Raw genomic sequence first — 11,536 nt, 5'->3', positions numbered from 1 at the left:
AAAAATGTAGTAAAACTACCTTTTTGTAGTCCACCCGAGCGACATTGCGCAATCCATAAAAAAGCGTAGTTGTTCCCGACTGGAAACACAGGCAGGGTTAACATTCCCTGCAAGCAAAACTGTTCGCGGCTACAATAGCCGACCTCGAAGACATCTCGAATGAATGCGCGGATATATAAGGAAAGATGACAGAAATACAGCCCCTGACCCCACCGAAGTTTCGCTCCTCCAGTGACCGACAATTTTGGGGACAACTGCATGGCGCAGCTGCCGCGCTCGCCATCCTCAACGCGGCACGCAATAACAAAGCGCCCACCCTGTTAATCACAAAGGACAGTCTCGAAGCGCACCGTTTAGAGGTGCAATTGAAATTTTTTAACAAAGCGCGGCGAGATAAGGGGGAAAACGGGGAGCTGGAAATTTTCCATTTTCCCGACTGGGAAATTCTCCCCTACGACACCTTCTCTCCCCACCAGGACATCATCTCGGATCGCCTCGCCACCCTTTACCAGCTGCCGAAAATGGGGGCCGGGATCGTCATAATCCCAGTCAGCACCCTGATGCACCGGCTACCACCCTGCAATTATATTGCTGGCAATGCGCTGATATTGGAGGAGGGGCAGCAGTTTGATATCGATATCCAGCGGAGACTGCTGGAGCAGGCCGGCTACCACTGCGTAGACACCGTCTACGAACACGGCGAATTCGCTGTGCGCGGCTCACTGATGGATATTTTTCCAATGGGCAGCCCCCTGCCCTACCGCATCGATCTTTTCGACGATGAAATTGAATCCCTGCGCACCTTTGACCCGGAAACCCAACGCACCATCGACAAGGTGAAAACCATTCACCTTTTACCTGCGCGGGAATTCCCTTTGCACAAGGCTGCCCTGTCAGGGTTTCTGCAAAATTGGCACGGTGAATTCGATAGCGATCCCAGCCAAGTGCCAATTTACCAGGATATCAGTGCAGGAATTGCCCCGGCGGGCATTGAGTATTACCTGCCCCTGTTCTTCGATGGGAACTGCTCAAGCCTGTTCGACTATCTGCCCGAGGGCAGCCAGGCATTTTTACAGGGAGATATCCAACAGCCGCTGGACAATTTCTGGCGCGAAGTCAGCAATCGCTATGAAAGTCGTCGCGGCGACCTGACCCGCCCCATATTGCCACCGCGCCAGATTTTACTGGAAATTGATGAGCTTAACGGTGCCCTGAAGTCCATGCCCCGGGCAACCTTCTCTGCGGAGAGTCTTCCGGAAGCCCAGGGCAACTGTAATTTTGACACTTCAGTACCCCCCTCACTGCCAGTAGATGGCAAGTCCGAACAACCCCTGGCTGCACTGGAAAGCTACCTGATGGAATACTCCGGTCGGGTGCTATTTTGTGCTGAAAGTAGCGGGCGCCGCGAAGCGCTGCTGGAGCTATTAAAGGGCATACGGCTAAGCCCTCCCAGCTTCCAAAGCTGGCAGGACTTCCTCGCCGCAAAGGACACTATCGGGATTACCGTAGCCCCCATCGATCAAGGGCTGCTGCTTAAGGACCCGCAAATCAACTTGATCGCGGAACCGCAGTTATTTGGTGAGCGGGTACTGCAGCAACGCCGCCGTAAAAAAGCCAAAGATGAAGCGGACAACGCGGTTAAAAACCTGGCTGAACTGCGCATGGGCACTCCCGTCGTTCACATTGATCACGGCGTAGGTCGTTATCGCGGCCTACAGCATCTGGAGATCGACGGGCAACCGGCAGAATTCCTGACCCTTGAATATGCCGACGATGCCAAACTCTACGTACCGGTAGCCAGCCTGCACTTGATCAGCCGCTACTCCGGTGCCGATGAAGCCCTGGCCCCGCTGCACAGAATGGGCAGTGAACAGTGGCAAAAAGCCAAACGCAAAGCCGCCGAGAAAGTCCGCGATGCAGCTGCAGAGCTGCTGGATATCTACGCCCGCCGCGAAGCCCGTATTGGCCATGCCTTCGATAACCCTCAATTGGCCTACCGGGAGTTTTCCGCAGGTTTCCCCTTCGAGGAAACACCGGATCAACAACAGGCTATCGAGGCAGTTCTGGGGGATATGCTCTCAGATAAGCCGATGGACCGACTGGTTTGCGGCGACGTGGGATTCGGCAAGACAGAAGTGGCCATGCGAGCTGCATTTGTCTCGGCCCACGCAGGTATGCAAGTGGCCATGCTGGTTCCCACCACCCTGTTGGCCCAGCAACACTATCAATCCTTCCAGGATCGCTTTGCCGATTGGCCGATCAATATCGAGGTGATCTCCCGCTTCCGGTCCGGCAAGGAAGTGGACAGCGTGAAAGAGAAGGTTGCCAGTGGCAAGGTGGACATCCTGGTTGGCACCCACAAGCTGTTGCAAAGCGATCTGGACTTTAAAAATCTCGGCCTGCTGATTATCGACGAAGAGCACCGCTTTGGCGTCCGGCAGAAGGAGCGTCTGAAGAGCCTGCGCTCCGAGGTGGATATCCTCAACCTTACCGCCACCCCTATTCCCCGCACCCTGAATATGGCCATGGCCGGTATTCGCGATCTATCGGTGATCGCCACCCCACCAGCACGGCGTCTCTCCGTGAAAACCTTCGTGCGCGAGCGCGATGATGCCCTGGTAAAAGAGGCTATCCTGCGGGAGATATTGCGCGGCGGTCAGGTGTATTTCCTACACAACGAAGTCAAAAGCATTGAGCGAATCGCGCGGGAGCTACAGGAGATGATTCCCGAGGCCCGTATCGGCATAGGCCACGGCCAGATGCGCGAACGGGAGCTGGAACAGGTAATGAGTGACTTCTATCACAAGCGCTTTAATGTCCTGGTCTGTACCACCATTATCGAAACCGGTATCGACGTCCCCACAGCCAACACGATACTGATCGAGCGCGCAGACAAGTTCGGCCTGGCCCAGCTTCACCAGTTGCGCGGTCGCGTGGGACGCTCGCACCACCAGGCCTACGCCTACCTACTGACTCCCAACAAACGCTCCATGACCAATGACGCCGTGAAGCGCCTGGAAGCGATTAGCGAGGCCCAGGATTTAGGTGCAGGCTTTACCCTGGCTACCCACGACCTGGAAATTCGCGGTGCAGGCGAACTGCTAGGTGAGGAACAAAGCGGGCAGATTCAGAGTGTCGGTTTCAACTTGTATATGGAGATGCTCGACAAGGCAGTGAAGGCCATTCGCGAGGGCCGCACACCGAATATTGACGAACCCCTCGAATCCCCTGCGGTGGACGTCAATCTGCGGGTTGCTGCGCTGATTCCCGAGGACTACCTGCCCGATGTCCACGGCCGACTGATCATGTACAAACGCATTGCCAATGCCACTGACGGGCAGCAACTGAAAGAACTTCAGGTAGAGATGATCGACCGTTTCGGGCTACTGCCGGAATCGGTAAAACACTTGTTCCGCACCACGGAGATCAAGTTAAAGGCCGAGAATATGGGCATCCGCAAACTTGAGGCCTCTGCGGCAAGAGGGCGTATCGAATTTGCGGAGAATACCCGTGTAGATCCGCTCACTTTGGTTAAGATGGTGCAAACCCAGCCGGGACGCTACCAGCTGGCCGGCGCAAACCAACTGAATTTCAGTCTCGATGAGGAGGGTACTGATCGCAAGCTCCAGGAAATTAACGAAGTTCTGGAAAAGCTTGCACAGTGATACCATCCGGCAGGCAGCAGCGGGAGCTGGCGGCAAAACTAATTAGTCTCCTACTCCCGCTTAAACGGCCTGTCAGCAATGACACCCTCGGCACCCAAATAGAATTGTTTAAGTGGTAAACCCATGAAAAGGATAATTAGCCTCTGCTCAACCCTGGCGCTCACGCTGGCAGCAACCAGTGCCCAGGCCGTCAACTACGCTGGCAATACTTTCGAAATAGAAATGATCGTATTCGAGCGCCCCCAGGGGATGGAAAGAACCGCAGAGACCTGGCCGACGGCACCCCGTCTTCAGTATCCATCAAAGTGGATCGACTTTGACACCCTGCGCACCCCAGTTCAGCCAACAGAGGATGAGGCGTTATCGCTTGAAGACATCATCTCGAGCCCAGAAACGAGCGGCCCAGCCGATATTGAATCATCGGAACTTGAGGGCGACGCATCTACTAGCTTGCAGAACTCTGAGCAAGCACCAAGAAACTTGCTGCTAAGACCAGTACCCAGGCTGCTGGACAACAAAGCCGCCGCAATTTCCAGGGCTGGTGACAGGGTCCTGTTTCACAAGGCCTGGCGCCAGGTTTTAAAAACCAAGAGAAACTCCCCGGCCATTCTGATTGATGGCGGTAGCCAGCTCAGCGGCCACAGCCAGCTTGAGGGATCTATCACCCTGAGTGTCGCTCGCTATTTACATATCAGTACTAATTTGTGGCTCAGCGATTTTTATACGCAACCCGGGGAACACAGTATTCTTCTTCCTCAGCGCCCACAAAATAAAATCGAAAAGCCACTACAAATCCTAACCGGTAATTACAGTGATATTGAAAATTCATATTCACAAAATAACGGGTTTGATATCGAAAATAGTCAGGGCGCAATTAACACAACTGAGCCACTCACACTGGGCGAGCCGGAATTTATAAAAGAAGAGCCATTATATGTAGCCCATGCTGCAAGACTGCAACACGAGAGACGTTTACGTAGCGGACAACTTCATTATATCGACCACCCTGCATTTGGAATTCTTATTGAAGTGCGCACTGTAGCCAAACCCAAAGAAGATTCGCAAAATATGGATATGCTTAATCCCGACCAAGAAAAAGATAACCGCACGGAAAGTTAATTTATTTAAATAATCGACTTTCGCCAAAAGCCCCAGCAAATCTTGTCGGGGCTTTTATTTTAAATATACCTTTAAAACTCTTCACCTCAAACGAATTAATTTCACCATCACTGCAAGCACACCCCCCAGCCGATATTTAATCAATTTATCTTTAATCAAAATACAGCCAACAAACAAGCAAATACCGCCACCCCACAACAACAAAAAATTACTATCAGTAGACCAATATTCCGGGAGCATTAAAGTAATAATTAGCACAGCGGTATTGAGCACAATAGACTCACTCATATACACACAATTACATTGGGGGCTTTAGGCGGGGCGGGATATGACCAAATCTACAAAGAGGGACACAAATGCAACTTAAAGAAGAAAAGCCTATATCCACTGCAAAGTAGCAAACAAAAAAGCGGATCATAAAGATCCGCTTTTCAGAGGCGCTGACAGGGCCGGCGTCAATTGAGCCGCAGGACCCTACACGACAACAGTTCTTTCAACGAGTGATCTATAAATCACTCACAGGGAACAACATCTTCCGCCAGCAGTCCTTTGTCACCTTGTTGCATTTCGAACTCTACCGCCTGCCCCTCATTAAGGGTTTTGTAGCCCTCGCCGCGAATGCTGCGATAGTGAACGAAAATATCTTCAGTTCCTTCTCCACAGGTGATGAAGCCATAACCCCGTGCGTTATTAAACCACTTCACTGTACCTGTAACGCGATCACTCATTGAGAAAACCTCATTATTGTTATTGCGCCTACCTCTTTTACCTCACTGCTCAATTCGGCAAGAGGGGCAAACGCCACCCCATTGTTAACAAACTGCTCCATGCAGAATGCTATCTTGCTTAATCCGATGAGCATATACTCAAAGGACGTACCCTGATTCTTAGATAAAACAGCGCCAGTGTCTAGTTTTCTATGTGAAATAAATACTACGTTTTTCCCAATATGCGTAATTAACCGTCAAAATCTTCAATAGTGCTCAATTAGAAACTAATCATTTGTACCTTATTGCACTCCCATTCCTCAACTGTCTAACGCGGCCTCTCGCGTTAATGAAGGTATATCGGCAATATGTAATGTTGAGGTTGGGAATGCACAGGATGCCCCATATCCCTCAATTATTTTAAGAATCGTTAATAGAACATCCTGTTTTACTTCATGATAACGAACCCAATCGGTAGTGCGGGTAAACGTATATATAAAGAAATCCAAAGAAGAGGAAGCAAAACTATTAAAATTAACAATAAGCGTACGATTAGAATCAATTTCCGGATGTTCCTGTAACATATTTTTAACATCCGCCACGATTGCCGCCATATGATGGGCATCTTCATAACGAATACCAATCGTTTCAAAAATCCTACGATTTAACATACGGGAAGGATTTTCTACCGCAATCTGGGTGAAGATGCCATTGGGAACATAGACGGGTCGCATATCAAAAGTGCGGATTCTAGTCAGGCGCCAACCGATATCTTCCACGGTCCCCTCAATCTCCTTATCGGGGGAGCGAATCCAATCGCCCACCGCAAAGGGCCGATCCAGATAGATCATCAGGCCACCGAAAAAGTTTGCCAGCAGGTCCTTGGCCGCAAAACCGACAGCCAGTCCACCAATACCACCAAATGCCAAAACACCGCTGACGCTGTAACCCAGGAACTGCATGACCACAATTCCCGCCGTGATCACGATTGAGGCCCTGACCAGTTTGCCGATCGCACGTACCGTAGTGGCATCCATCGGCTTGCCCATATAGCGCGGATCGCACAGATTGTGTTCCACGCTGTGTGAGAATCGCCAGGCAAACCAGGCCATCACCAGGATCAAGCCTATTTCCCGCGTCGGTGCAGCCAGGGAGAATATCTCGGCACCAGTGGCGTCCCCCGCTCGCTGGGCAGCGACAGTCAAGCCCAACAGCCATACCAGTACCTGCCCGGGAGGGGAGAGCGCCCCAACCAAAGCATCATCCCAGGGATTAACCGTCTTTTCCGCTTTAATGGCCATGCGCTGCACAAAGCGGCCAAATAACCAGGCCAGTACCCCAGACGCAAGTACTATGAGGAAAACAGAAACTATCCAGACCCGGTTCTCACCAAGCCAGGACAACAGCACGCTCTCAACGGACTCCACTCGAACCCCTCCGCTTTAACCAACAATCAGTAATATCCGTATAGCGCCTTCTCAATAGACGACGGATTTCAACAACTTATCTCAGCGCATTATGGAAGCTAACCATTCCCTGGTTCTGTGCCAACGCGCACTCTTCTCAAGCTCTTCCCAAGAGCCGATCACCGACCTCCCACTCATGGCTGACAACCGATGAGTGGACTCGGGCTTGGGCACATAGGTATCCAGTGCCGCCAGGGCCTCAAAAGCACCTATGCGATTGTTGCATACGATCCCCATATCACAACCGGCTTCCAGGGCTGCCCGAATCCTATCGCCATAGCCTCCGGCTGCACCCGCTCCCTCCATAGACAGATCATCACTAAAAATTACTCCGGTAAATCCCAGCTGCCCCCGCAAAACATCCTGTAACCAATAGCGAGAAAAGCCCACCGGCTGGCTATCAATGTTGATGAAGCGGATATGGGCCGGCATCACCGCGGTAAGTTCCTGGGTTCCAATACAATCGATAAACGGAAGTGCATCGGTTGCCAAGACCTGATCCAACGAGCGCTTATCCTCTGGCAACTCCACATGACTGTCTTCCAGCACGTGGCCATGCCCCGGAAAATGCTTGCCTGTCGTGGCCATTCCCGCTTCGCGCATCCCTTGGATAAAGGGGCGAGCCAGTGCGGTTAACTGGGCGGGGTCGGGGCAAAAACTCCGATCGCCGATCACCCTGCTGTGACTGTCATCCGCATCCAAAACCGGCGCAAAGCTAAAATCCACTCCTACAGCCAGCAACTCTGCGGCCAGCAGCCACCCCACATCCTGCAACTGCTCGTTACTGGCGACAGCACTGAGGGCCTGCATTGAGGGTATTCGCGTAAAGTCATCGCGAAACCGCTGAACCCTACCACCCTCCTGATCTACCGCTAGCAGGATCTCTGGTCGCACCGCACGGATGGAGTTAACCAATTGGATAAGCTGCTGGCGATCCCGATAGTTTCTCGCAAAAAAGATCAGCCCGCCCACCATCGGATGCCGAAGTAACTCACAGTCTTCCTCGGTGAGTTCAAGCCCCTCGATATCCACCATGACCGGTCCGGGTGGTAAAGACATATTAAGTTCCTTATCGATTTAAGAGTGCGCCCACTAATTATCTACCTTCAACATGGCCGAAGCAGCGGGTACCAATCGCTCAAGAGTCTGGGTCAGGGTACTGTCAGAACCGAAATCCTCCCGCAGGATAGCCTCAATCGCATCGTGGCTCGACAGTGTGAAAATGGTCGCTCCCAGCATAAAGTAGAGGCGCCAATAGAAAGTTTCTGGGTCCAAGCCCGGTAACGCTTCAGCCAGCAATCCTGCAAAACGACGGTAAGTATCCCCGTATCGAGATACGATAAATCGACGCAAATGCCCCTGGAACTGGGTATAGGCCAATCCTAAAAGACGCATAAATCGCTGTGGATCCTTTCCCTCCAACCCGAGGCTTCCCAACCCAACTCGATACAGGCATTCGATCAGCTCCTCCACCCCCAGGGGCTGCCCCAGGGCAATACGGCGATCAAGCTCTTCTTCCAGAGCGTTAGTGAAAGGCGTTAGAAAGCGTTCAAATACCGCCTGTATCAATTCTTTCTTGGAGCCGAAATGGTAGTTAACTGCCGCCAGATTAACCCCGGCCGTGCTCGTAATTGTTCTCAATGAGGTTTCAGGAAAACCCCGTTCAGCAAACAGCACTTCCGCTGCATCGAGTATCCGGCTGACCGTATCTATCTGGCTCATAAGTATCAAACCACCATTTAAAACATACGTTTAATCGACGCCAGAGTAGCATATTCTCACTGATCTAGAGCCCGCCAGCTAAGCTCTCCACTCAGCAAGGTACAAGAGTAAAAATAACAGGGAAATGTATGTCAGGCGGTAAGATCAATACTGCAGGAGTTGATCTCCCGCCAACTTGTGCAAGTACGCCACCCCACCAGCCGGCATAGCCTTTTAGTCCGGGGGGTAGCTTTAACAAAAATAACTTTGAAAATTTTTTCGGTATTTTAAGATCACCCGATTAATTATTCTTTCACCTGCATATATTTCATAATCAGGGCCGCAGCCTCCTCCACACTATCAACGATATGAAAAAGGTCTAGATCACTGGCATCGATACAATCGCGCTCTAACACTGTATCTACCAACCAATCGTACAGCCCACTCCAGTAACGCTTACCTACCAACACAATTGGGAAACGCCGCACTTTCTGCGTTTGCACCAAGGTAAGAGCTTCAAACAACTCATCCAACGTGCCGTAGCCACCGGGAAGTCCAACGAATCCAAGTGCGTGTTTTACAAACATAAATTTCCGTACAAAAAAGTATCGGAAGTTCAAACTGATGTCCTGATATGGATTTGCCGCCTGTTCAAAAGGCAGCTCTATGTTTAACCCAATTGATGCGCCGGGCTGCCCGAAAGCCCCTCGGTTACAAGCCTCCATCAGCCCCGGCCCACCACCGGTAATCACGGGGATCCCTTCAGCCGCGAGCAACTCTCCCAACTTTACCCCCTGCTGATATTCAGGACTGTCCTCTGTAAATCTCGCCCCTCCAAACACTGTCACTGCACCACCTAACGCTATCAGCCGCTCTATCCCATCTACCAATTCAGACTGAATACGAAGCACTCTCCAGGCTTCCGGCATTTTTGCATCCAACATTATTTTTCCCTCTTTGTCAGTTCCTTCAACGCTTTCTTCTCTCCTTGCTTTCTCCATCAATGTAGCAGCTCACAAAGACTAAAACCTGAGGATTGCGCGAACAATAAATCTGTATATAATTCCAGCAACTGTATATAAATACAGAAAACTAGGTAAATCTATGACCAATCTCACCGCTCGTCAGTCCCAGGTTCTCGACCTGATCAAGTCCTACCTGGATGAAACAGGCTACCCGCCAACGCGGGCAGAAATTGCCCAGGAGCTCGGCTTCCGCTCACCCAATGCCGCCGAGGAACACCTGAAAGCGCTCGCCAGAAAAGGCGCCATTGAGATGGTTGCCGGCGCTTCCCGAGGCATTCGAATTCCGGATCACCAATCCGGCTTGCCGATTGTGGGTAGAGTAGCTGCAGGGAATCCCATACTCGCCAGCGAACATATTGAAGATTATTGCGACTTGCCCGCGAGCTTCTTCCATCCTCCCGCAGATTATTTGTTGAGGGTGCATGGTATGAGTATGCGAGATGCGGGCATTCTCGATGGAGACTTGCTGGCAGTGCAAAAGACCGAGCAGGTGCGCAATGGCCAAATCGTGGTTGCCCGTATCGATGATGAAGTCACTGTGAAGCGCTTTCGCCGCAAGGGAAATCAGGCAACCGTTCAGTTGCTACCTGAAAATGATGACTTTGAGTTAATTCAAGTCGATATGAGAGATAAGAACTTTGTGATTGAGGGATTAGCCGTAGGGGTTATTCGCCAAACGCCTTAAGCCCCTAAAAACGACAACAGCGGCCATTGGCCGCTGTTGATAAGACTCGAACTAACGCTGATGTTAGTGAATAGTATGATTTACCGGCATTAAATCGTCTTCTTCCTCGAAGTAACCAGCCTCAAGATCGTCTAGATTTTGTACGGCTTCAATGCCCGCTTCCAACATAGCCCTTGCCACAGCAACCTTGTTCTTGCGCAGAAACTGAAGGCTTTCTGCAGAAAAAGAAATGCTTACCAAAGGGTCCTCTTTATGGCCAGCACGACGCAAAGCTACATCGCCATTAGCCAGCTCGATTATTTCAAAAGTTTCGGAGGACATTCGCTTTTCCTTCACGGCACAACAGTTTGCGCCCAGTGTACCACAGGCTTGCGATAAGTTTCATTCATCCAATTTGAGGGCTTCTGGCTCCTGACTTTCGAGGCAGTCTATTACCAGTACGCTATATCAAAGAATTACCTAAACCACTCAAGAGATCACAAGAGAAAAGTGAATTGCTTTGCACGTTGCACCGGTTGCGGGTTATGTCGAGTGGGCCACAACTACTCTATTGTGACTCACTCAAAGGACAGCGGACTTTCCCGCAGAGGTGCGCCTAATATCAACAACCTTCAAAATTCGCAGGAATATTACGAATCTATTCAGAAGTTCACCGAGGTCGAGTAAGCGTATTAGTTAACACTCATCCAAGTGAGCGCGCTGCCTCACCACCAACTCACTCAGAGAACGATGCCACTGAAGCAATAACTCTTTGGACAAATGTGCAAACTCGGGCTTGGCAACTTCGTTGTGTAGCGGGATTAAATTAACCTGTTGCTGTTTTTCATCAGCACCCACAGATATTTTCTGCTGCTCTTCCCAGGCGTAAAGCATATGGGATAACCAACTCTGCGGATCGCCGACCAGGCCGGACAGCTCATTGGCCTCCGCACTAGCCCTACCCTGAACGCCCAGCGCATCAATGATCAACTGCGGAGACTCCGGTTCAAATCCCAGCTGAAGCTGGGCGGCCTGCTCTGCAAGAAAAGCCCGATAGGCCTTGCACAATTGCATCAACGCTGCCTCTTCCAGCGCATCGCGCTGGAGAGGCAAGTCCCACGGCTGTTGCAGCAACAGCTGGCTCTTGCGCAGAGCCGAAGTGACATGAATCGTGTAAGAGTTACTCATT

General features: G+C 51.1%; 10 protein-coding genes. 3 read left to right on the top strand and 7 right to left on the bottom strand.

The genetic code is table 11. The features are described from left to right. Window positions 1-185: 185 nt before the first annotated feature. Entirely contained in the window at window positions 186-3,665 is a 3,480-nt protein-coding gene (gene mfd, locus ACJJIR_RS07955) for a transcription-repair coupling factor (protein ID WP_444907932.1), read from the top strand. 123 nt (window positions 3,666-3,788) lie between these two features. Beyond that, on the top strand, window positions 3,789-4,784 hold the full coding sequence (locus ACJJIR_RS07950; RefSeq protein ID WP_444907931.1) for a CsiV family protein: 996 nt from the start codon (window positions 3,789-3,791) through the stop codon (window positions 4,782-4,784). 512 nt (window positions 4,785-5,296) lie between these two features. Here ACJJIR_RS07950 and ACJJIR_RS07945 read toward each other — a convergent pair. From ACJJIR_RS07945 to ACJJIR_RS07925, 5 genes are all read right to left on the bottom strand, one after another. Then, window positions 5,297-5,512, bottom strand: a complete 216-nt coding sequence (locus ACJJIR_RS07945) for a cold-shock protein (protein ID WP_020413094.1) — start codon at window positions 5,510-5,512, stop codon at window positions 5,297-5,299. Window positions 5,513-5,811: 299 nt separating this feature from the next. Beyond that, window positions 5,812-6,918 (bottom strand): mechanosensitive ion channel family protein, encoded by a 1,107-nt coding sequence (locus ACJJIR_RS07940; protein ID WP_413662432.1) that lies wholly within the window; start codon window positions 6,916-6,918, stop codon window positions 5,812-5,814. Window positions 6,919-6,999: 81 nt separating this feature from the next. Further along, a complete protein-coding gene (gene nagZ, locus ACJJIR_RS07935) occupies window positions 7,000-8,016 on the bottom strand; it encodes a beta-N-acetylhexosaminidase (RefSeq protein ID WP_444907930.1) in 1,017 nt (338 codons plus the stop codon). A gap of 33 nt (window positions 8,017-8,049) precedes the next feature. Beyond that, complete coding sequence (locus ACJJIR_RS07930; RefSeq protein ID WP_282932323.1) at window positions 8,050-8,679, bottom strand: TetR/AcrR family transcriptional regulator; 630 nt, start codon at window positions 8,677-8,679, stop codon at window positions 8,050-8,052. Window positions 8,680-8,963: 284 nt separating this feature from the next. Then, a complete protein-coding gene (locus tag ACJJIR_RS07925) occupies window positions 8,964-9,602 on the bottom strand; it encodes an LOG family protein (RefSeq protein ID WP_282932322.1) in 639 nt (212 codons plus the stop codon). Between the two features lie 160 nt (window positions 9,603-9,762). Between ACJJIR_RS07925 and lexA the strand changes: the two genes are divergently transcribed. Continuing rightward, a complete protein-coding gene (gene lexA, locus ACJJIR_RS07920; protein ID WP_444893501.1) occupies window positions 9,763-10,368 on the top strand; it encodes a transcriptional repressor LexA in 606 nt (201 codons plus the stop codon). A gap of 63 nt (window positions 10,369-10,431) precedes the next feature. Here the strand turns inward: lexA and ACJJIR_RS07915 are convergent, their stop codons facing one another. Further along, the gene (locus ACJJIR_RS07915) at window positions 10,432-10,689 is read right to left on the bottom strand and encodes a hypothetical protein (RefSeq protein WP_282932320.1); all 258 of its coding nucleotides are present in this window, start codon (window positions 10,687-10,689) and stop codon (window positions 10,432-10,434) included. 354 nt (window positions 10,690-11,043) lie between these two features. Continuing rightward, the gene (locus ACJJIR_RS07910; RefSeq protein ID WP_444907929.1) at window positions 11,044-11,535 is read right to left on the bottom strand and encodes a DUF6586 family protein; all 492 of its coding nucleotides are present in this window, start codon (window positions 11,533-11,535) and stop codon (window positions 11,044-11,046) included. Window position 11,536 lies beyond the last annotated feature (1 nt).

The organism is Microbulbifer maximicatervae (SeqCode), from assembly GCF_052467385.1.
Note: the sequence above shows the minus strand (reverse complement) of the source record. Positions and strands in the feature narration are given on the sequence as shown.

Bases quoted from the DNA above. Each gene is read 5' to 3' on its own strand.
- mfd (WP_444907932.1), top strand. From the start codon at position 186: ATGACAGAAATACAGCCCCTGACCCCACCGAAGTTTCGCTCCTCCAGT.
- ACJJIR_RS07950 (WP_444907931.1), top strand. From the start codon at position 3,789: ATGAAAAGGATAATTAGCCTCTGCTCAACCCTGGCGCTCACGCTGGCA.
- ACJJIR_RS07945 (WP_020413094.1), bottom strand. From the start codon at position 5,512: ATGAGTGATCGCGTTACAGGTACAGTGAAGTGGTTTAATAACGCACGG.
- nagZ (WP_444907930.1), bottom strand. From the start codon at position 8,016: ATGTCTTTACCACCCGGACCGGTCATGGTGGATATCGAGGGGCTTGAA.
- ACJJIR_RS07930 (WP_282932323.1), bottom strand. From the start codon at position 8,679: ATGAGCCAGATAGATACGGTCAGCCGGATACTCGATGCAGCGGAAGTG.
- ACJJIR_RS07925 (WP_282932322.1), bottom strand. From the start codon at position 9,602: ATGTTGGATGCAAAAATGCCGGAAGCCTGGAGAGTGCTTCGTATTCAG.
- lexA (WP_444893501.1), top strand. From the start codon at position 9,763: ATGACCAATCTCACCGCTCGTCAGTCCCAGGTTCTCGACCTGATCAAG.
- ACJJIR_RS07915 (WP_282932320.1), bottom strand. From the start codon at position 10,689: ATGTCCTCCGAAACTTTTGAAATAATCGAGCTGGCTAATGGCGATGTA.
- ACJJIR_RS07910 (WP_444907929.1), bottom strand. From the start codon at position 11,535: ATGAGTAACTCTTACACGATTCATGTCACTTCGGCTCTGCGCAAGAGC.